This window comes from Streptosporangium sp. NPDC005286 (genome assembly GCF_040607515.1).
Lineage (GTDB): Bacteria > Actinomycetota > Actinomycetes > Streptosporangiales > Streptosporangiaceae > Streptosporangium.
This window is the reverse complement of record NZ_JBEXGU010000168.1, coordinates 1-19,812: the sequence shown is the minus strand read 5'-3', so window position 1 is coordinate 19,812 and position 19,812 is coordinate 1. Positions and strand designations below refer to the sequence as shown.

Here is a 19,812-nt window from a genome sequence, read left to right as displayed (position 1 = left end):
CTACCTCGCCCCGCCCACCCGCCCCACACCCCCCCACCCCCCCCCCCCCACTGACCCGCCCCGCGGCGCCGGCGGGTGCCGCCCCGCCCCCGCCCCGGGGGGGGCCGACTCACGCGACGGCAACCTCATGAAACCCCCTCTCGGAGAGGCGACTCGCCACTGCCCGCTGTTCGCCCGCAGCCGGACGGCGTGACGCGTCAGGTGAGGTCTCTGGCGGTGAGGGCGGCTTCCAGAAGGCGGGCTTGGGCGGGGATCGTGAAGTCCAGGCCGGTCAGAGCGGTGATCCTGCGTAGCCGGTAGTCGAGGGTGTTGCGGTGGATGTGCAGGTCCTGAGCGGTGCGGCTTCGGTTGTGGCCGCGGTTGACGAAGGCGCGCAGGGTCTCGACCAGGTGGGGGTGATCGTCCAGCGTGTCGAGCTTGGCGGCGAGCCGGGCGAGGCCGCTGCCGGGCCGGGCCAGCTGGTATTCGAGCAGGACGTCGTCGAATCGGTAGAGGCCGGCCGGTCGGCCGAGGCGCTGGACGATCTTCATCACCCCGCGCACCTCTTCGGCGGCCCCGGGAATGAGGTCCGGCTCCGCGGCCCGGGCCGTGACCGCCACGACGGGCTGGCCGGTGGCCTCGGCGATCCTGGCGACCAGGGCCGGCAGGTCGAGCGTCGCCGGCAACAGCGCGAAGCCCCCGGTGTGGTCCAGCATGGTGAGCACGGGCGTTCCCGTGTGGGCGTCAAGGGCCGACTGCGTGAGCCTGACGGTGCGGCGGTCGGCCGGCGGGTCCTCGGCGAACCGGATCTCCATGACCTCGTAGGCGGGCGCGACCGTGACCCGCGCCGCCTCCGCCAGGGCCTCGTGCGGCTGCCCGGTCAGCAATGCCGTGATCAGCGCCCGCCGTACTTTCCCGTCGTCGCTGCGCATGTCGTCCTGTGCCTGTACGTGAGCGATGGCGACCGCGGGCATGGCCGAGCCCAAGCAGCCGAGCAGGCTCAGGCCCGCCTCGGCCAGCTCCGCACGGTCGGCGGTCTCCGCCAGGGCCCGCCACCAGACTTCGGCGCCGACGAGGTACGCGGTGAGCGCCGCCTCCAGCGGGACGCCCTCCTCGGCGCGCCGCGCGGACCATTCGATGAGCTCGGTCAGGTCGCCGGGGCCGAGGGCGCGGCCCTCCCGCAGCGCCCGTAGTAACAGCCTGAGGACAGCCGCGACCGACCGGCTGACCTCTTCGTCGAGGAGGTCCTTGGGCAACTGCCGGTAGAAGGGCACCTCGGATTCACACCGTGCGACCACCGCCGCGGTGAGCTCCCTGACACGTGGAGCCATGCGGGCGTGAAGGGCGAGCATCCACGGATCGTCACATTGCACAAACCACGACGTCAATCATTGCCGCGAGTGCGGAGAGACGGCGGGCGTTCCCCCGTTCAGGATGTGCAATCAAACGAGAAGTGAATCCGGCGTAACACGGGATTCACCTCTCGGCGTCCCCCTGTCAGGAGAACCCCCCATGCTCCGAAGGCTGTTCGTCCCCCTGATCGCACTCGTCCTCGCCCTCACCGCCGCCCCGCACGCGGCCGGCGCCGACACCGGCTTCCCCTCCGTCGATAGGAAGTGGAGCGCCGCGGGCCCCTACGCCACGGCCGTGGACGTGGGGCTGGTGACCACTCTGTACTACCCGCGAGACATCGCGCAGAGCCCTCGACGTCATCCAGTGATCATTTGGGGCAACGGTACGTTCGCCTTCCCCGTGGTCTACCGTGACCTGCTGCTCCACTGGGCCAGCCACGGCTTCATCGTGGCGGCGGCGAACACACCGCAGTCCAACCTGGGCATCTCGATGCGGGCGGGCATCGACCTGCTGGCTCAACGGAACGCCGACCCCGGCAGCATCTTCTACGGCCACGTCGACCTGGACCGCATCGGCGCGTCCGGCCATTCACAGGGCGGTGCGGCCGCCATCGTCGTCGGCGCGGATCCCCGGGTGGACACCATCATCCCGATCCAGCCCGGACCGCTGGCCGACGTCGACACGGTGCACGGCCCGATGTTCATCCTGGCCGGGCAGTACGACATCGTCGTGTGGCCGGCTCTCGTCAAGGCCTTCTACAACGACGCCGACCACATCCCGGCGATCTACGGCGAGGTCAGGGGGGCCGACCATTTCACCGTGGTGGGCGCCCCCGGTCCCTTCGCCGGCCCGACGACGGCGTGGTTCCGCTTCCAGCTCATGGGCGACGAGGAGGCGCGCGGCGAGTTCTTCGGCGCCGGATGTCGCATCTGCGCCGACACCCGGACCTGGTCCGACGTCCGCCGCAACCAGCCGGCGCTGCAGGTACCGGGCCCGGCGCTCTGACCCGGCCCCCCGCGGCCTCGCCCTGTTCAGCGCCAGAGGCGTAGTTCGTCGTCACGCGGCGCGCGGACGAGGTCAGGGCCCGGATGATCGAACAACATCACCGGACGGGTCCCGTCCCAGACGGGCCAGCCTGGATCGCCGGAGACGGCGAAGGCGATCCAGGCTCGGTGCATGGCGTCGGCCAGTTCCTGGGGGGCTTCGGGTCCCGCCAGGGCCAGCTGTGCCGAGGTGCGCAGCGTGTCGAAGACGAACCCGATCTCCAGCGCGTGGCAGGCGCCGAGCCCGTCCACCGGCGAGCGCCAGCCGAACTCGTACATGTAGGTGTTGCCACCTCCTGCGCGTGCGTCGGCCAGCCGGTTCAGCGGCACGCGGAGCAACAGGTCGGTGGCGAGAGCACCGAGGATCTCACCGGGCCGGGCGTCTGGCCGGTTCGCCCGGTAGAGCCTGGCCAGCGAACCTTTGATCTTGAACTTGGCCATGGCGAGCCGCAGGGTGAGACCGCCGATGCGGTCGACCACCCCCGTGGGTACGAACCACAGCCGGTACTCCTCGGTGTTGGCGCCCAGCAGCAGGTCGACGTCGCGTGCGACGCCCGCCTTCAGCGCGTCCATCGGGTGCGCGGGGACGACGTCGCCGTCCAGGACGATCTCGAACCCCGCACCGCCGCTGATCGGGTTCCCCTTGGCCGTCGCCTCGGCCTGCGCGGTGAGCAGCCGTTCGCGGTCCACGGCCGCGAAGGCGGCGGCGGTCGGAGCGATGCCGAGACCTCTGGCGATGACCCGGGTGATCCTGGCCCCGGCCTCGGACGGTACGGCATGTGGCGGGCCGCTCTGCAGTACGGCACGGCGGAACAGGCCGGCCGAACGGGGGCTGGTCAGCAACGCCCCGATGCTGATCGCTCCCGCGGACTCGCCGAACACGGTGACGTTGCCCGGGTCGCCGCCGAAGGCCGCGATGTTGTCTCGCACCCAGCGAAGTGCGGCGAGTTGATCCAGCAAGCCGCGGTTGGCGGGGGCGTCGGGGAAGACCGCGAAGCCCTCGACGCCGAGCCGGTAGTTGATGGAAACCAGCACGATCCCGTCGCGGGCGAAGGCACGGCCGTCGTAGACCGGCACGCTGGAGGAGCCGTTGCGCAGTGACCCACCGTGGATCCACACCATGACGGGCAGGCCGTCGGCTCCTTCGGGGGTCCAGACGTTGAGGTTGAGGCAGCCGTCGCCGGGGATGTCCGGATCGGGGATCAAACGGTCGAGGGGCCGGCGATAGGGCCGCTTCGGCGCGGTGGGGCCGAACTCCAGCGCGTCCCGGACGCCCTCCCACGCTTCGGGCTCGACCGGAGCCCTGAAGCGGTGGGGCCCGAAGGGCGGAGCGGCGTACGGAATGCCGAGAAAAACCGCCACACCGTCATCGAGCCTGCCTCGTACCTTCCCCTGCTCGGTGGCCACTATCGCTTCCATCGGTTCCCTCCCGGTCGGTTCCACCGATCCTAACCTTCCCTAACGATCGATCGATCGTGTCATATGCTCCCCGGCTTCGCCCCAGGGCACAATGGGGCGAGGAAGAACGATCGATCGGCAGGAAACATGACCATACCCACAGAGCAGCGGCGGATCGCGGCCGACGAGGTTCGGCTGCCACCCGGCGTGTTGCCGGAGGGCACCAAAGGCCGGATCCTGCGGGAGGCGCTACGCCTGTTCGCCGAGCGGGGCTTTCACGGCGCCTCGATCAGAGACCTGGCCGAGGCGTGTGGCATCCGCTCGGCCACTCTTTACGCGCATTACCCGGCGAAGGAGCACGTCCTGGCCGAGCTGATCCGCATCGGCCACGAAGACCACCACGGGAGGCTGCTGCGGGCAGGCGGCACCGACCCGGTCTCACGGCTGCGAGCCGTGGTACGAGAGCATGTGCTGGCTCACGCCGAATATCCGCTGCTCGCCACGGTGGCCAACAACGAACTGCACGCCCTCTCACCCGAGATGGCCGCCCCCGTGCTGTCGATCCGCGCCGGTGGCAGGCGGTTGCTCATCGACATTCTCAACGAGGGCCTGGCTCAGGGCCTCTTCGACATGCCCGACACCTTCCTCGCGATGACCGCCATCAGCGGCATGGGCATGCGGGTGGCCGGCTGGTACGGCACGGGCGTGCCCTACACACCGGAAGAGGTCGCCGACGCCTACGCCGACCTCGCCCTGCGCATCGCCGGCGCGACCATCCCGCGCTGACCCGCGGACAAGCCCCGCCGGTCCGGGCGCCGATCGGGGGAGCGGCGCCCGGACTGTCCGGTCCTACGCCGGGATGAGCAGGGTGGTCAGCAGGTCGTCCAGGCTGACCAGTCCGGCCAGGGAGCCGTTCGCGGTCCGGACGAGCGCCAGCTGGCTGTGCGCGGCACGTAGTTCGGCGACCGCCTGGGAGATCGAGGTCTCCGCTGAGAGCTCGGGCAGCCGGTAGGCGATGTCCCGGGCGCGGATCCGGGTGCCGCGCCTGCGGGCCAGGTAGGCGTCCCGGACGTGGACCACCCCCGCCGGGCGATCACCGTCCCACACCACCAGGCGGGTACGGCGTGTCCGAGCCGAGGCACCGACGATCTCCTGAGCCGAGGCGTCGGCCGGCACTCCGGCGATGTCGCTCACCGGGATGGTGAGCGAGGCGATCGACGCGTTCGGGGCGTGCAGGGCCTGGGTGAGCACCGCGTGGTCGTCGGTCTCGATGAGGCCCAGCCGGCGCGACTCCTCCACCAGGTGCTGCAACTGCTCGGGGGTGCGAGGATTGGAAATCTCGTCGCGGGGCTCCACTCGGAACATGCGCAGCAGCAGGTTGCTGACGCCGTTGAGTGAGGTCAGGATCGGCCGGACGGCCACGGTGAAGCCGCGAAAGGGCAGCGCCAGGATCGTCGCCGAACTCTCGGGGTGGGCGATGGCCCATGACTTGGGAGCCATCTCACCGATCACCATGTGCAGGAACGTCACGATGGCCAGCGCGATCACGAAGGCGACCGCGTGCGCGGCGGCCTCGGGCAGGCCGAGGGTACCGAAGAGCGGGGTCAGGCTGCCGGCGATCAGCGGCTCGGACACCACGCCCAGGCCGAGAGAGCACAGGGTGATGCCGAGCTGGGCGCCGGCGAGCATCAGCGACAGCTCCCGGATGCCCTTCACGGCCGCCGCGGCGGCGCGGCTACCGTGCGCGGCCGCCTTCTCCAGGCGGTGCCGTTTGGCCGCGACGAGGGCGAACTCGGAGGCGACGAAGAAGCCGTTGCCGATCAGAAGGAGTACGGTCAGCAGAATGCCGGTGGGCAGGTTCACTTCTCCTCCTCGCCTTCCTGGCTCGCCTCGGTGTTCCGGAAGGGGCGCAGGCGGACCCGCTCGGGTACGTGCCGGTCGAGGGTCAGCACCTCGATCTCCGCATGCGTGGGGGCCTGCTCGGCCATGGAGGGGACCAGGTCGACGGTGACCACGTCGCCGACCGCGGCGAAGCGGGCCAGGCGCTGCAGGATGAGCCCGCCGACGGTGTCGTAGTCGTCCTCGTCGGGCAGTTCCAGCCCGGTGGCCAGGGAGACCTCGTCGATGCGTAGACCCGCGTCGATCTCCCAGCCGTCGCCGACGGCGACCACGGTGGGGATGTCGAGGTCGTTCTCATCGGCGATCTCCCCGACGAGTTCCTCGGCGACGTCCTCCCAGGTGACCAGTCCGGCCAGGCCGCCGTGCTCGTCGAGGACGCAGGCGACCTCCTCATCGCGCGCGTGCATCTGGGCGACCAGGTCGGGCAGCGAGACGGAGAAGGGCACCATCAGGACCTCGCGGGCGACGTCGGCCACCCGCGTGTCCGCGGCCTTGTCGGCCGGGATCGCCGCCAGCTCGCGCAGGCCCACGATGCCGATCACGTCGTCCAGGCGGTCGCCGAGCACCGGGTAGTGGGTGTGCCCGTGGCGGGAGATCAGCTCGTCCAGCTCAGGGATCAGCGCCGAACCGGCGACGCTGACGACGTCGGCGTGCGGGACCATGACCTCCCCGGCGGTGCGCTCGGAGAAGGCCAGTGCCCGCTCCAACAGGTCCGCCTGGTCGCCGGGCAGGTGCCCGTAGGCCTCGGACTCACCGATGATGTGCCCGAGTTCCTCCAGCGTCGCGCCGTGGTGCAGCTCCTCGACCGGCTCGATGCCGACCGCGCGCAGCAGCCTGTTGGCCGCGGAGTCGAACAGCCGGATGATCGGCCCGGCGATCGCCAGGTAGGCCAGGGTGGAGGAGGCCAGCGCGCGGGCCAGCGGTTCGGGCCTGGCCAGCGCGAGGTTTTTGGGGGCGAGCTCGCCCAGCACCATCTGGATCACGGTGGCGACGATGAAACCGAGCACCAGGGCGATGCCGCCGGTCGCGCCCTCGGGGACGCCGAGTGCGCCCAGGCCCGGGGCGATCAGCTCGGCCAGCGCGGGTTTGGCGATGAAGCCGACGACCAGGGCGGTGACGGTGATGCCGAGCTGGGCGCCCGACAACATGAACGACAGCCGCTCCATGACCTTGATCGCGCGGGCGGCCTTCTTGTCGCCTTCGGCGGCCTGCTGGGACAGAGCCAGGCGATCGGCGGTGACATAGGCGAACTCCTGGGCGACGAAGTAGCCGGTGGCCAGGGTCAACAGCAGAACGGCCAGCAGGCCGAGGGCGATGCTCACCTCGGTTGCCTGCCTCGTGATCGACGGTCTCTGATGTGGTCTCTGCTATGGCCGGAGTCCGACGACACGGACACCACCACCTTGCCCTTTCATCCGGCCCTGGTGGCCGGCTCATGTCCTCCCGGGTCGTCGACGCGGGAGGATCTCCGTTTCCGCAACGCTAGCCGATCTTCTGGAGCCGGCCCGCTTCGGGGTTCTTCACCAAGGTCAACGCTCCGCAAATCGGCCAGGTTCCCCCTATGGCGTATGTCATACATTCAGATCTTTTCAGGGTTGACCTGTACGGGCTTACGATGATCGGCATTTGACCCCTTCCCCCCCCTCCGGGAGCTGACCTCTTGCCAGGGCGAGAACGTATTCGTTCCTTCCTTGAAACCCGGCTCTTCCAGCGGGTTGTCATAGCCGTCATCGTGATCAACGCGATCACGATCGGCTGTGAGACCTCCTCCTATCTGACGGACCGGATCGGCGGGTTCCTGCACGCCGTCGACCGGATCGCCCTGGCGATCTTCACCGTCGAACTCGCCGCCCGCCTCTACGCCTACCGGGGCGCGTTCTTCAAGGACCCGTGGAACTGGTTCGACGCGACCATCGTGACCATCGCGCTGATCCCGGCGTCCGGCCCGACCTCCGTGCTGCGGGCCCTGCGAATCATGCGGGCGCTGCGCCTGGTCTCGGTGGTTCCCAGCATGAGCAAGGTCGTCGGTGCGCTGTTCGCGGCCATGCCCGGGATGGCCGCGATCGTCGGGCTGCTCCTCCTGGTCATGTACGTCTCGGCGGTCCTCGCGACCCAGCTGTTCGGCGGAATCGCCCCCGAGCACTTCGACGAGCTGCCGACGTCGCTGTTCACCCTGTTCCAGGTCATGACCGGTGAGGCCTGGCCGGACATCGCCCAGACGGTCATGGCGGAGAAGCCCTGGGCGTGGGTCTTCTTCGTCGGCTACATCCTGATGTCCTCCTACGTGGTGCTCAACCTGTTCATCGCCGTCGTGGTCAACGCCATGGACGACCAGAACACCTCCGCCGAGGAACAGCGGACCGAGGACCAGCTCACCGCCATCCTGAGCGAGCTCGCCCGCCTGCACGCCAGGATCGACGCGATACAGGGTGTTCCCCGAGTTGCTCAGCCCGTCAAGGCGCCGCGCAAGAACGCCGCCCGCCGCTCCCGGTGACCGGCCGATGAAAGGTCGGCCCATCCGGGATCTCCCGGGGACGTGCTCTGGCGGGCGCGGGATCCGGCCCGCCAGGGCAGGCCGGGCCGGCATCAAGGCCGTCGCCTAGCCACTCCGGTACGCGGCGAGCTGCTGGAGCAGCTGCGACCCGATCGCCGCGGACACTCTCCGGCAGAAGTCTTCGGGGTTCTCGTGCGCGGGAACGGGTTCGGGCACGAGAACCTGCACCACCCCGTCCGTCAGCAGCTCGTGGGAGCCGACACGTTGCCTGCGTGCCATGTCGGCCGTCAGCCGGGTGTGACCGTGAAGTATCACGCTCGCACCCTCTGGCGGCAGGGGCGAGAGCCACGCGTGCTCGGCGGCGATGCACGCTCGGCCGGGGAGAAGGGCGAGGGCTCCGCCGCCGCACCCCTCTCCCAGGAGTACCGACACGGACGGCACGGTGAGCTGGACGAGGTCGGCCAGGCAACGTGCGATCTCTCCGGCGAGAGCCCGCTCCTCGGCCTCTGCCGAGAGCTCGGCCCCGGGGGTGTCGACGACGCAGACCAGCGGGCGTCCCAGCTGCTGGGCGACATGAATGCCGCGGCGCGCGGCACGCAGGTCGTCGGGGCCAAGCGGGCCTTTGCCGGCCTGAGCGCGTCGGTCCTGACCGATCACGACGCACGCGACCCCGTGGAAGGAGGCCAGCGCGCACAACATGCCCTGGCCGAGCTCACCCGCACCCGTCCCCGACAGGGTGACGACCTCGTCGGCCCCGATGCGTAACAGCTCACGGACACCTGGACGGTCCGGGTGACGGCTGAGCCGAATGGAGTGCCATGGATCCCCCGGGAGTGTCACCACGGCGCTGTCGGGGACCCGCGCCCGGGTCACGCTCGCAGGTCTGGCCGGTGGCCCGGTCAGCAGGGCGAGTGCCTTCGAGGCGACGCCGGCGAGCCGGTCGGGGGGCACGACCGCGTCGATGACTCCCTTGGCGGCCAGGTTCTCGGCCACTTGGACACCGCCGGGAAACGAATGCCCGTTGAGTGCCTCGTAGACCGATGGGCCCAGGAAGCCGATCAAGGCGCCTGGTTCCGCCACGGTGACGTGCCCGAGCGACCCCCACGATGCGAACACCCCTCCCGTGGTGGGGTGTCGCAGATACACCAGGTACGGCAGACCGGCCGCCTTGTGCTCGACGACGGCCCGGGAGATGTCGACCATCATGACGAAGGCCGGCGTGCCTTCCTGCATCCGGGTGCCGCCGGAGGAGGGCGCGGCGATGAGGGGCAACCGCTCGGCCGTCGCGCGGCGCACGGCCGCCACGATGCGCCCGGCCGCGTCACGGCCGATCGACCCGCCGAGGAAGCGGAACTCGCTCACGACGAGCGCCACGTCGTGACCCCCGATCCGGGCCCGGCCGGTGACAACGGCCTCGTCCGTGCTGGAACGTTCCCGAGCCTGGAACAGTGCCTTCTCGTACTCGGGATCCCGGTCGGCGGGGGCGACGGGCACGTCCCACGAATGCCAGGAGCCCGGGTCGACGTTCGCCTCGATCAGTTCGAGGGCGCCCAGCCGATGCGTCATCGGACCACGTCGCCGACCCAGCGCCGCACCGACTCCCCGTGCTGGTCGAGGACGGGCGGCGGCCGGTGCGCGGTCCGGGTGTGCTCTCGCCCGGACGGGTCGAAGAAGCGCAGCGGTGGCCCGGGCAGCGTGAGCGGGCCCAGGGTCTCGTGCGTGACGTCGATGACCAGGCCCTGGCTCAGGGTCTGCTCCCAGGTGTAGACCTCGTCCAGGGTGCGCACCCTGCCGGCCGGTATGCCCAGCTCGCGCAGCCGTTCGAGCAGGTCGCCGGCGCTCCGGTTCGCGAAGGCCCGTTCGACCAGCTCGATGACCTCCTCACGGGACGCGACGCGCTGGGCGTTCGTGGCCATACCCGGTTCCTCGGGGTCGAGATCGAAGCCCGCGCAGAACCTCTGCCAGAGCCCCTCGCTCCCCACGGCGATCTGCACCGCTCCGTCGGCGCACCGGAAGAGCCCGTAGGGCGAGATGGACGCGTGGTGATTGCCGCCCGCCCGCCCGACCTCGCCGGCGACCGTCCAGCGGGTCCCCTGGAAGGCGTGGACGCCGACGGCCGCGGCCAGCAGCGAGGTGCGTACGACCTGGCCTCGTCCGGTCGACTCACGCTGGCGCAGCGCCGCCAGGACACCGTAGGCGCCGTACATGCCGGCGAGCAGATCGCAGATCGGCGTCCCGAACCGTTGCGGGTCGTCCGGCGCCGATCCGGTCAGGGACATCAGGCCTCCCTCACCCTGGGCGATCTGGTCGTAGCCCGGCCGGCCGCCTTCGGGGCCGTCGTGGCCGAAGCCGGTGATCGACAGTTGCACGAGCCGCGGGTTGAGCTCTCCGAGCACGTCGGCGCCCAGCCCGAGCCGTTCCATGACTCCGGTCCGGAAGTTCTCCACCAGCACGTCCGCCCGTCGCACCAGGGCGAGCAGGACCTCGCGGTCGGCGTCGTCCCTGAGGTCCAGGCAGACGGACTCCTTGTTCCGGTTGGCCGACAGGAAGTACGTCGACTCCCGTTCCCTCTCGTCCCCGGCGAAGGGCGGTCCCCAGCCTCGGGTGTCGTCTCCGTGCCCTGGTGCCTCGATCTTGACCACCCGGGCACCGAGGTCGCCCAGCATCATCGTCGCGTGTGGTCCCGCCAAGGCGCGGGACAGGTCGACCACGAGCACGCCCTCGAGGGGGCCGGCCGGGCTGGATCCAAGGGTGGTGCTCATGCGGACGCGCCCGATCCCAGCGCCTCGTGGCGCTCCTGGTTGGCCACGACCGGGTTCCGCAGCACGCCGAGCCGCTCCACCTCGACCTCCACCTCGTCGCCGGGGTGCAGGAGCCACGGCGGTGTCCGGGAGTAGCCGACCCCCGACGGGGTTCCGGTGGCGAGCAGGTCGCCGGGGCGGAGGGTGAGGGTCCGGCTGATGAGCGAGAGCGTGTCACCGACCGTGTAGACCATCTCGTCGGTGCTGCCCTGCTGCACCACGGTGCCGTTCACGCGCGTCTCCACCTTGAGCCCGTCACGCAGGTCGCCCACTTCGGCAGCCGGTACCAGCGGTCCGAGCACACCGGAACGGTCTCCGTTCTTGCCCAGCGTCCACTGGGAGGTGAGTTTCTGTGCCCGGCGCGAGGTCACGTCGTTGAACGTGGAGTAGCCGACCACGGCCGCCAAGGCGTCCTCGGGCGTGGCGTCCACGAGGGTCGCACCGACCCAGGCCACCACCTCACCCTCCCAGTCCACACCGTCCTCGTCGGGCGGCACCGGGATGCCCACGCCTCCGACGGTGAGCGAGCTCGGCCACCGCGCGAACAGGGTGGGGTACTGCGGCACACCCTCGCTCGCGTAGGACCCCTCCGCGACGTGCTTGACATAGTTCAGCCCGATGCAGATGACCTTCGCGCCCGGCAGCACCGGAGGTACGAACTCGACATCGTCCAGCGGCAGTGCGGCCACCACCCGCTCGGCGGCCGGCTCACCGGTCAACCAGCGTCGGGGGTCGGCCCAGAACTCCTCCAGGGTCGCGAGGACTCCGACCCCGAGGCCGTCGTCCGTGAGGGTCCCCACCAGGACCGATCCGTCGGTGTGGCGCAGTCCCACGATGCGCGTCGGCATTTGTCATCTCCTTGACGTGCCAGTCCATGCTTGCTGCCCGCTCCCGTCCGAGTTCGGCGGGCGCACCGCGTGCGCCCGCCCGTCGTCAGACCGGGATCGCCGCGTAGGTCGTGTCGAGGTACTCCGCGATGCCTTCGAGCCCGCCCTCGCGGCCGAGCCCGGACTGCTTGATGCCGCCGAAGGGCGCGGCCGCGTTCGACACGACGCCGACGTTGACCCCGACCATGCCGCAGGCGAGGTTCCCGACCATGCGCAGCGCGCGCTCCAGGTCGCGCGTGTAGACGTAGCTCACCAGTCCGTACGGGGTGCCGTTGGCCGCGTTCACCGCCGCCTCCTCCTCGCGGAAGGTGGTGATCGGGGCGAGCGGCCCGAAGATCTCCTCGTCGAGCAGTGTCGTTCCCGGCGCGACGTTGCTCAGGACGGTGGGTTCCACGAACCGGCCGTTCGCCGGCCCGCCTCCCACCTCGATCGCCGCGCCTCGGTCGAGAGCGTCGGCCACCAGCCTTTCGAACTTCGCGACCGCCGCGTCGTCGATGAGCGGCCCGACCTCGGCGCCGTCCTGCCAGCCGGCGGCGACCGTCATCGCTCCCATGCGGTCCGCGAGCCTGCCGGTGAACTCGGGGGCAAGCGACTCCGCGACGATGAAGCGGTTGGCCGCCGTACACGCCTGGCCGACGTTACGCATCTTGGCCAGCAACGCACCCTCGACCGCGGCGTCGAGGTCGGCGTCCTCGCAGACGATGAAAGGCGCGTTCCCCCCCAGCTCCATCGAGGTCCTCATGACGTGGGCCGAGCATTGGGCTAGGAGCAGCTTGCCCACCTCGGTCGATCCGGTGAAGGAGAGCTTGCGGGCGAGTCCGGACTCGATCACCGTGCTGACGACCGCGGCAGGACGGGAGGTGGTGACGACGTTGACCGCGCCGGCCGGAGCACCGGCCTCCTCGATGATCTGCGCGAGAAGCAGGCTGGTCAGGGGCGTCTGCTCGGCCGGCTTGAGCACGGACGGGCAGCCGGCTGCGATCGCAGGGGCGATCTTGCGCGCCCCCATCGCCAGGGGGAAGTTCCACGGTGTGACGAGCAGGCAGGGCCCCACCGCCCTGCGCTGGACGAGGATGCGGGTCAGCCCGGTGGGTGACAGTCGGTAGTCCCCTCCTATGCGGAGGGCTTCTTCGGCGAACCAGCCGAAGAAGTCGGCGGCGTAGGCCACCTCCCCGCGGGACTCGGTGATCGGCTTGCCCATCTCCAGGGTGATGAGCAGGGCGAGCTCGTCCTCACGCTCGCGCAGCGCGGCCTCGACCCGGCGCAGCAACGCGGCGCGCTGCGCGGGGGACAAGGCCGCCAGGGCGGGCTGCGCATCGGCGGCGGCCCGGATCGCGTCCAGCGCGTCCCGCGCGTCGGCGTCCGCGACCTCGATCAGCGTCTCACCGGTCGCGGGGTTGTCCACCGGGAACGTCGCTCCACCCGCTGCCGGGCGCCAGCGCCCTCCGACCAGCAGCGTCGACGGGACGGCCGGGAGCGACGGGGCAAGGGTGGGTGTGGCGAACGCGGTCATCGGTTCCTTCTCTCTTGCGGTGTCAAGACGGTCGTCGTTGCCTCACAGCACCGCGACACCGCCGACGGGACACCCGGACGCACCGGTGATGGGCAGCGCGGGCGCGGTGAAGAGGAACTCGTACTTCCCGTGGCGGGCGCAGGCGGTCGCGAGCTCCTGGAAGTCGAAGATCTCGCCGATGGCCAGTCCCATGTGGACCAGTGCCACGACATGGAAAGGCTGGAAGCAGTCGATCTCGTTGGGGCGGACCTCGACGCCCCAGGTGTCCGAGGCGACCGCGGCGATCTCCCGCTCGTGGAACCACGGGGCGGTGTGCAGCGACACCCCCGGGGAGGCGCCGCCCGCGTAGTCGCCCCACGCGTGCCGGCGAGCCTCGAGGAAGCCGGTGCGGATGAGTACCGCGTCCCCGCGCTGGATCCGCACGCCCTCGGCTTCCGCGGTCGCCTCCAACTCCTCGACGGAGATCGCGTGGCCGGGCTCGAGAGCGTCCACGCCCAGGTGCCGGGCCACGTCGAGCAGCACGCCTCGCATCACGAACTTGCCCGCGTAGTTCTCCACGCCGTTCTTGGCCGCCCCGGCGGAGGAGACGAGACCCGCGGAGTACCCGTTCCACATCTTCCCCTTCCAGAAGATGTGGGAGAGCGAGTCCCACTGGGTGCCGGCCTGGTTGGGCACGATGAGGATGTCGTCGGAACGCCCGTACCCCTTGGCGGGGCCGAACCCGGCCGGAAGGATCTCCTGCGCTCCGGCCAGGTGGTCCGCCCCCGTCGCCGTCATCACGTTGCGCGGGTTGGCCCGCAGGCTTCCGGTCTGAGGGCCTCGCTGGTCGTAGGGGAGCGAGCAGGAGATGGTCACGCCGTGCTCGACGAGGGCCGCGGCGCGCCGTACCTCCTCGGGCCCGACGTGGTTCATCGTCCCGAGCGAGTCGTCCTCGCCCCAGCGTCCCCAGTTCGTGCACTGCTTGATGTAGCGCTCGAGGACATCCGCTCCGCGAAAGTTGGACATCTCACCTCCAAGGTCATGCCCGCCGCGGCGGCGGGCGGAATGGTCAAGAAGCGGTCGACGTGGTGAAGACACCGACCAGCCGGGAGCCGAAGGCGCCGACCGCCTGGTCGGTGAGGGGCTCACCACTCCGCGTACGCAGCACCAGGAGGTAGCGGTAGCGGAAGATCTCGCCGGTGGGCGCGTTCGTGATCGTGCGCACGGCCAACCCGAGCGGGGCCAGGAGTGCGAGAGTCTCGTCGAGCTCATCACCGCCGTCGACACGGACCGCCAGATGATCGGCGCCGGGGGAGACCTCCAGCGCTGAGCTGAGCGCCCACCACCCGCCGGCGCTGCCGTCGTCGACGTCGCGCTCGATGATGTCCAGGCCGAGCGCCCGAGCCACGGCCTCGGTGCCGATCAGGGCCATCGAGCCGTCACCCGCCAGCACCTCCCGCGCCGCGGCCACGGAGTTCTGCGGGTGGATCTCGACCGTGGCGGCGGGCAGTCGCTCCTTCAGGAAGCGACGGCACTGTCGGATGGAGCCGTGCCCGCCCACATACCTGATGTCGTCCAGACGGCTGCCCGGTCTGCCCAGCAGGGCGCAGTGGTAGGGCACCACGATCTCGTCGCTGATGAAGAGCTGCTCTCCGGCGAGGATGCGGGCGGCGGTCTCGGTACACGCGGTGTTGGAGGTCTCCGACGTCAGCACCCCCAGGTCGATCCTGCCGTCGAGTACGGCGGCGACGACGTCGTCCATGGTCGGGAAATACTCCGGCCCGCCCAGTCCGGGCCTGCGGCCGAGCAGCACCCGCGTCGCCTGCCCCGCGAACGTGAGCTCGCTGCCCAGCGTGCCGACCCGCCGCGCCGGCCGGTGTTCACTACCGCTCACGGCACCCTCTCAATAGGTGAATAGTGTATTCAGTCGATGAAAAGTGTATTCAGTAATCGACAATGTGGCAATGCCTTCCGGCCGCCGACGATGCGCTCGGCGTGAGGCCTATCTCACAGCGTGGCGAGGGTGCTCGCCGAGGACGGGCACACCGGCTCGAACACCCCGGTGGCCTGCCGCGACGGGCGGCCGATCAGGGTGCGGAGCCGGTGAGTTCCGGGTGGCTTTCGGGGAGAGAGGGGAGAGGTCCGGGTTCCGATCTCAGCCGCCCGAGGCCTCGCTCCAGTTCATGTGGACGAGCCGGTCACGCGTGTGCTCGACGTGGGCCTCGATCAGGGTGCGGATCTCGTCCTCGTCGCCTCGTTCGAGGGCTTCGAGGATGGCCTGGTGCTCGGCGAGCACCTCCTGGCGACGTGGGAGGTCGGGAGTGGCCAGGTGCACGTAGCGGTAGATCCGGAACCGTACCTCGTCGATGATGCTGGACACGGCGGAGCCGCGACCGTGCAGCGAGTGGTGGAACTCCATGTCCGCCTGGAGCCACTCCTCGGCTGACATGTCCAGGTCCATGGAACCGGCGACCGCCCGGGCCGCCGGAAGGTCGACGTCGAGGAAATCGGGACGAGATCGCGCGCGGAGCGTGGCGAAGATCTCCAATGTCTGGCGCAGGTCGTAGAGTTCGAGCACCTGCTCCTGGGAGAGCTGCGTGACGACGTAGCGCTGGAAGGGATTGGCGTCGAGCAGGCGTTCCGCCTGGAGCCGCCGCAGGGCCTCGCGTACCGGCACCCGGCTCACGCCGAGCGTGTTGGCGAGCTCAACCTGGTTGATCTCGGTCCCGGCCGGGAGCTCTCCTCGGATGATGGCCTCACGGACGCGATCGTAGACACGATCCCCGAGCGTCGAGCGTGAAACGGCACCCATACCTGCGACTCCGGACGACCGGTCGAGGCTGCCGAGCGCTCCGCTGCTCACGGGAGAGACGGTCGGCTTCTGTGGCACTCCTCGAGTATTTTTCGGCACCCCTCAAGTATATGTTCCTCATGCGTATACAGTTGCCAGAAACTATAAAAGGTCATCCCGACCTCCCCTCAAGCCTGTGTCACCGGTGCTGCGGGAGCGCGTTCCCGGAGGTCGGGTACCTCCGGTGGTTCGGTGGAGCGCACCCGAGTCGTGTCACGCTCCGCCACGTGATCACTCCGGGTTGCGCCCGACAAAGTACTCCTCGTCGGGGTCGTCCGTCACCCAAAGCCCCGAGTCCACCAGCGCTCGCCGGAACGCCGCCATCTCGCCGCTGTGCAGGCGGTTCGCCGGGACGCGCATCGGCCCGCCGTTGAAGCCCGCGAGCCAGGCCTGGTACTTCCACGCGGACCGGTTCACGGAGTGGGCGTGCGGAACCGGGGCCACGTTGCCGTTGGCCCGCCATGCGGGGGCGATTTTCCAGAGCAGGTCCATGGCCTGGTCGACCTTGCCCTCCTGGGCCAGGGCCAGCATCCGCGGGGCGGTGTCGCCGTAGTACTCGGTGTTCGAGGTCGCGATCACCCGTAGGGGGACGAGCGCGGCCAGTGCGATGGCCTCCTGGATGATCGGCATGGTGATCAATACCTTCTCCGAGAGCCGGTGCCAGGCGTGTGCGAAGCCGGCGATCGACGGGAATCCGCCTTCGGCCTTCACCGAGACGACGTTCGGCGCGGCGTCGACCAGGTCGGCCAGCATGTCGACCGGCAACGAGGCGGAGTGGAGGCGTTCGAAACCCCAGTGCGTCATCGGGAAGAGGATGACGGCCAGGTCGGTGGCGTCACAGAACGCCTTGGTGTAGTCGTGGAGCTCCTGCAGGGACCTCGGGTGGAAGCTCGGCGGGTAGGACAGCAGCGCGAGGCGGGCTCCCGCCGCCGCGGCCCGCCGCGCGGCGGCGATGTTCTCCTCCAGAGTGTTGAACGACGCGTGGAAGATCAGGTTGAGCCGGTCACCCGCCTCGTCGTGTGCGATCTCGGTGAAGCGGGCGTACTCGTCGAGGGTGATGTTGATCTCGCTGACGAGCAGCGTGCCGGTGAACCCGAGCTCGATCACCCGTCGGACATCGTGGCGGATGCCGCGTTCGTTCAGGCGGGTCAGATCAGCGGAAAAGCTCGGGATGAGCACGTTGTTGACGCCGTGGAAGTGCTCACGGGCCCAGTCGCGCGCCTCGTGCCTGCCGATAGTGGTCGTCATGATTGGATTCGTCTCCCTGTCAAAGGTGCATGTGGATGAAAGCTGAGATGCCAGGGCGGTCAGCGGCGGCTCTTGGGTACGGCCAGGTTGTCCAAGGTGGATCCGAGACCGGCCTCGACCGCGCGCCGGTACACCAGCTCGGCGGCGACCATGTCCTGGAGAGCGGTCCCGACGGACTTGAAGATGGTGAGGTCCCCCTGTGGGGCCTCGGGAAGCGCGGCCTTGCCCTGGAGCAGGTCGCTGAGCCGTAGCACGGTGCTGAGGCTGCCGCCCCCGTCGACGAACTCCCGGATGTCGCCGGACTCGTCCGCGACCTGCTCCGGATCGGCGTCGAAAACGAGGGTTCCCGCACGCCTGAAGACGGTCGTGTCGAGCTCGCGCAGGTCGCGGTGCGTGGAGCCGATCGCGCTGATGTGAAGACCGGGCCGGAGCCAGTCGGACTCGCACGCGATCGGCCCCCCATAGCCGGTGTTGGTCGCGGTGATCACGTGGTCGACGTCGGCGCATGCCTCCGCGGCCGTGCCGGCCGGCACCACCGGCAGGGAGAGCTCCTCGCGCAGGCGGCCGGCGAGTCGCTCCCGGCTCGCCGGGTTCGGGCTGAACACCTTGACCTCGTCGATCTCACTCACCGCGGCGAAGGCGCGCAGGTGTGCCTCGGCCTCCAGGCCGGACCCGAGAACGCCGAGGCGCGTCGCCTTCACCCCCAGGGCCCGTGCGGCGACCACGCTCGTCGCGGCGGTCCGCGCCGCTGTCAGGTAGCAGGCGTCCATCATCGCCAGAACCTCGCCGGTCTCGACGGAGGCGAGCATGATCAGGTAACGGACGCCCACGCCGTTGCCGCCGAAGAACGCCTTGAGGCCCATGACACCCGACCGGGGCACCACCGCGGGCATGATGCGGAAAAACCTGCCACCTCCCGAGAGGTTCACCCGCCCGGGAACATCGGCAGGGACTTCCGCGTCGGCGCGGATGGCGCGGTCGATCGCCTCGACGAGTGAGGCCGGGTCGAGCACGCTGCTCACCGAACGGTCATCAAGCAGGAGAGTCATAAGCGGTTCCTCGGGAAGCGGCGCCAGTGATCGTGTGGAACGGAGTCGACGGCTCGGCCCATGACCTTGCATCAACCCGACAACTGTATACACTCTAATGACAACTTTGCGCGCGTCAAGTCGCCGGTTACCTCAGGACGAGCAACCGGCAACGCGCCCGCCTTGCGCGTTGCGATGGGCGGCGTCTGGTGGACCCGCCATTGACGAGCGACAAGAATCACGCAATTACCGGCAATTCGGCCGCAGTGGCGGAAACTGGAGGAATTATGGAGCAGTCAGTCGAGCGTCTCGGATACGTCGTGATGGGTGTCCCGGACCTCGCCGAGTCGACGAAGTTCTACTCGAACGTCGGCCATCTCACCGTGCACGACCGTTCCGCGGGAACAAGCTTCCTCGGCGGCGGCTACGACCACCACTGGCTGCGGCTGGAGGAGAACCGGCACCGGCGCGGGCTGATGCGCGTGGGCTTCCGGCTCACGGGTGACGAGGCCCTGTCCGAGGTCGCGAACCGACTGGACGAGCGCGGCATCCGGTTCGAGGAGATCGGCGATCTGGAAGGCGACGGGATCGACCGCGGTCTCCGGTTCGTCGATCCCGACGGGGTCGAGGTCGATGTCTACACCGACATGCTGTCCCGTGCCGTGAAGCCGGCTCAGGACGCCGTGCGCATGACGGAGATGCTGCACGCGGTGTGGTTCTCGTCGGACCCCGTCGCGGCGCATCGGTTCTATGCCGACGTCCTCGGCTTCCGGGCGTCGGACTGGATCAAGCGCAATGCGGTGTTCATGCGGTCGGCGAACAACTACCACCACTCGCTCGGCATCTTCCGTTCGAGCCCTCAGCGCGCCGGGTCCATGGACCACTTCTGCATCCTCGTGGAGAACATCGACGACGTGATGCGGGCCAGGAACATCGCACTGCGCCAGGGCGCGCAGCTTCAGAAGGACGTGCTTCGGCACGCCGCGTCCGGCTCGATCAGCGTCTACATCGCCGACCCCATGACCGGCATCTCCTTCGAGTTCTGCACCGAACACGACATCGTCGACCCGGACCACCGGCCACGCCTGCTGGAGGGCTCGCCGATCACGCGTGACGTGTGGCAGGCGGGCAGCCCGGGCCTGGACAGGAACGCGCCGCTGGGGGCCACCTCGGACACGCCTCTCCCACGGGTGTCCGAGGAGAGCGGCGTCGCCGACATGGCGAACTCCATCGCCTGAGGCTCGCCGGCACCGGCTCGAGGCCGGAAACGCCGCCCCACCCTCCCACCCCGTGGCAGGACGCCGGTGGGGCGGCCGCGCCCACCACTCCGTAAGTGAAC

The 19,812-nt window shown here is 69.8% G+C and carries 17 protein-coding genes; 4 read left to right on the top strand and 13 right to left on the bottom strand.

The annotated features are described in order from the left end of the window. Window positions 1-197 precede the first annotated feature (197 nt). Window positions 198-1,331, bottom strand: coding sequence for a helix-turn-helix domain-containing protein (locus ABZU75_RS37945; protein WP_355565447.1), 1,134 nt, complete (start codon window positions 1,329-1,331; stop codon window positions 198-200). A gap of 160 nt (window positions 1,332-1,491) precedes the next feature. Here ABZU75_RS37945 and ABZU75_RS37940 point away from each other — a divergent pair, with 160 nt between their 5' ends. Beyond that, window positions 1,492-2,337: an acetylxylan esterase gene (locus tag ABZU75_RS37940; protein WP_355565445.1), complete on the top strand. Its 846-nt coding sequence runs from the start codon at window positions 1,492-1,494 to the stop codon at window positions 2,335-2,337. 26 nt (window positions 2,338-2,363) lie between these two features. Here ABZU75_RS37940 and ABZU75_RS37935 read toward each other — a convergent pair whose 3' ends face one another. Continuing rightward, the gene (locus ABZU75_RS37935) at window positions 2,364-3,794 is read right to left on the bottom strand and encodes a carboxylesterase family protein (RefSeq protein WP_355565442.1); all 1,431 of its coding nucleotides are present in this window, start codon (window positions 3,792-3,794) and stop codon (window positions 2,364-2,366) included. 126 nt (window positions 3,795-3,920) lie between these two features. Here ABZU75_RS37935 and ABZU75_RS37930 point away from each other — a divergent pair, with 126 nt between their 5' ends. Then, on the top strand, window positions 3,921-4,559 hold the full coding sequence (locus ABZU75_RS37930) for a TetR/AcrR family transcriptional regulator (protein ID WP_355565439.1): 639 nt from the start codon (window positions 3,921-3,923) through the stop codon (window positions 4,557-4,559). A 63-nt stretch (window positions 4,560-4,622) separates the two neighbouring features. On the opposite strand, the gene ABZU75_RS37925 is transcribed toward ABZU75_RS37930, so the two are convergent. Both ABZU75_RS37925 and ABZU75_RS37920 read right to left on the bottom strand, forming a co-directional pair. Beyond that, complete coding sequence (locus ABZU75_RS37925; protein ID WP_355565436.1) at window positions 4,623-5,636, bottom strand: hemolysin family protein; 1,014 nt, start codon at window positions 5,634-5,636, stop codon at window positions 4,623-4,625. Then, a complete protein-coding gene (locus tag ABZU75_RS37920) occupies window positions 5,633-6,994 on the bottom strand; it encodes a hemolysin family protein (protein WP_355565433.1) in 1,362 nt (453 codons plus the stop codon). Before ABZU75_RS37920 ends, ABZU75_RS37925 begins: the two co-directional genes overlap by 4 nt. A 338-nt stretch (window positions 6,995-7,332) precedes the next feature. Between ABZU75_RS37920 and ABZU75_RS37915 the strand changes: the two genes are divergently transcribed. Beyond that, window positions 7,333-8,166 (top strand): ion transporter, encoded by an 834-nt coding sequence (locus tag ABZU75_RS37915; protein WP_355565430.1) that lies wholly within the window; start codon window positions 7,333-7,335, stop codon window positions 8,164-8,166. Window positions 8,167-8,271: 105 nt separating this feature from the next. Here the strand turns inward: ABZU75_RS37915 and ABZU75_RS37910 are convergent, their stop codons facing one another. The 9 genes from ABZU75_RS37910 to ABZU75_RS37870 form a co-directional block, all read right to left on the bottom strand. Beyond that, a complete protein-coding gene (locus ABZU75_RS37910; protein WP_355565427.1) occupies window positions 8,272-9,732 on the bottom strand; it encodes a carboxyl transferase domain-containing protein in 1,461 nt (486 codons plus the stop codon). Then, on the bottom strand, window positions 9,729-10,928 hold the full coding sequence (locus tag ABZU75_RS37905; RefSeq protein WP_355565423.1) for a CoA transferase: 1,200 nt from the start codon (window positions 10,926-10,928) through the stop codon (window positions 9,729-9,731). Before ABZU75_RS37905 ends, ABZU75_RS37910 begins: the two co-directional genes overlap by 4 nt. Continuing rightward, the gene (locus tag ABZU75_RS37900; RefSeq protein ID WP_355565420.1) at window positions 10,925-11,815 is read right to left on the bottom strand and encodes a fumarylacetoacetate hydrolase family protein; all 891 of its coding nucleotides are present in this window, start codon (window positions 11,813-11,815) and stop codon (window positions 10,925-10,927) included. Before ABZU75_RS37900 ends, ABZU75_RS37905 begins: the two co-directional genes overlap by 4 nt. A gap of 85 nt (window positions 11,816-11,900) precedes the next feature. Further along, window positions 11,901-13,367, bottom strand: coding sequence for an NAD-dependent succinate-semialdehyde dehydrogenase (locus ABZU75_RS37895; protein WP_355565417.1), 1,467 nt, complete (start codon window positions 13,365-13,367; stop codon window positions 11,901-11,903). Window positions 13,368-13,409: 42 nt separating this feature from the next. Beyond that, window positions 13,410-14,372, bottom strand: a complete 963-nt coding sequence (locus ABZU75_RS37890) for a cyclase family protein (protein ID WP_355565414.1) — start codon at window positions 14,370-14,372, stop codon at window positions 13,410-13,412. A gap of 43 nt (window positions 14,373-14,415) precedes the next feature. Continuing rightward, entirely contained in the window at window positions 14,416-15,240 is an 825-nt protein-coding gene (locus ABZU75_RS37885) for a prephenate dehydratase domain-containing protein (RefSeq protein WP_355565411.1), read from the bottom strand. A gap of 261 nt (window positions 15,241-15,501) precedes the next feature. Continuing rightward, complete coding sequence (locus tag ABZU75_RS37880) at window positions 15,502-16,209, bottom strand: GntR family transcriptional regulator (RefSeq protein ID WP_355565408.1); 708 nt, start codon at window positions 16,207-16,209, stop codon at window positions 15,502-15,504. Between the two features lie 219 nt (window positions 16,210-16,428). Further along, window positions 16,429-17,445 (bottom strand): dihydrodipicolinate synthase family protein, encoded by a 1,017-nt coding sequence (locus tag ABZU75_RS37875; protein ID WP_355565405.1) that lies wholly within the window; start codon window positions 17,443-17,445, stop codon window positions 16,429-16,431. Between the two features lie 59 nt (window positions 17,446-17,504). Continuing rightward, the gene (locus ABZU75_RS37870; RefSeq protein WP_355565403.1) at window positions 17,505-18,494 is read right to left on the bottom strand and encodes an ornithine cyclodeaminase family protein; all 990 of its coding nucleotides are present in this window, start codon (window positions 18,492-18,494) and stop codon (window positions 17,505-17,507) included. A gap of 266 nt (window positions 18,495-18,760) precedes the next feature. Between ABZU75_RS37870 and ABZU75_RS37865 the strand changes: the two genes are divergently transcribed. Then, the gene (locus ABZU75_RS37865) at window positions 18,761-19,711 is read left to right on the top strand and encodes a VOC family protein (protein WP_355565400.1); all 951 of its coding nucleotides are present in this window, start codon (window positions 18,761-18,763) and stop codon (window positions 19,709-19,711) included. Window positions 19,712-19,812: the final 101 nt, after the last annotated feature.

What these genes read in the sequence shown, in the direction of transcription:
- ABZU75_RS37945 (WP_355565447.1), bottom strand. Translation starts at nt 1,331, where the DNA reads ATGCTCGCCCTTCACGCCCGCATGGCTCCACGTGTCAGGGAGCTCACC.
- ABZU75_RS37940 (WP_355565445.1), top strand. Translation starts at nt 1,492, where the DNA reads ATGCTCCGAAGGCTGTTCGTCCCCCTGATCGCACTCGTCCTCGCCCTC.
- ABZU75_RS37935 (WP_355565442.1), bottom strand. Translation starts at nt 3,794, where the DNA reads ATGGAAGCGATAGTGGCCACCGAGCAGGGGAAGGTACGAGGCAGGCTC.
- ABZU75_RS37930 (WP_355565439.1), top strand. Translation starts at nt 3,921, where the DNA reads ATGACCATACCCACAGAGCAGCGGCGGATCGCGGCCGACGAGGTTCGG.
- ABZU75_RS37910 (WP_355565427.1), bottom strand. Translation starts at nt 9,732, where the DNA reads ATGACGCATCGGCTGGGCGCCCTCGAACTGATCGAGGCGAACGTCGAC.
- ABZU75_RS37905 (WP_355565423.1), bottom strand. Translation starts at nt 10,928, where the DNA reads ATGAGCACCACCCTTGGATCCAGCCCGGCCGGCCCCCTCGAGGGCGTG.
- ABZU75_RS37900 (WP_355565420.1), bottom strand. Translation starts at nt 11,815, where the DNA reads ATGCCGACGCGCATCGTGGGACTGCGCCACACCGACGGATCGGTCCTG.
- ABZU75_RS37895 (WP_355565417.1), bottom strand. Translation starts at nt 13,367, where the DNA reads ATGACCGCGTTCGCCACACCCACCCTTGCCCCGTCGCTCCCGGCCGTC.
- ABZU75_RS37890 (WP_355565414.1), bottom strand. Translation starts at nt 14,372, where the DNA reads ATGTCCAACTTTCGCGGAGCGGATGTCCTCGAGCGCTACATCAAGCAG.
- ABZU75_RS37875 (WP_355565405.1), bottom strand. Translation starts at nt 17,445, where the DNA reads ATGACGACCACTATCGGCAGGCACGAGGCGCGCGACTGGGCCCGTGAG.
- ABZU75_RS37870 (WP_355565403.1), bottom strand. Translation starts at nt 18,494, where the DNA reads ATGACTCTCCTGCTTGATGACCGTTCGGTGAGCAGCGTGCTCGACCCG.
- ABZU75_RS37865 (WP_355565400.1), top strand. Translation starts at nt 18,761, where the DNA reads ATGGAGCAGTCAGTCGAGCGTCTCGGATACGTCGTGATGGGTGTCCCG.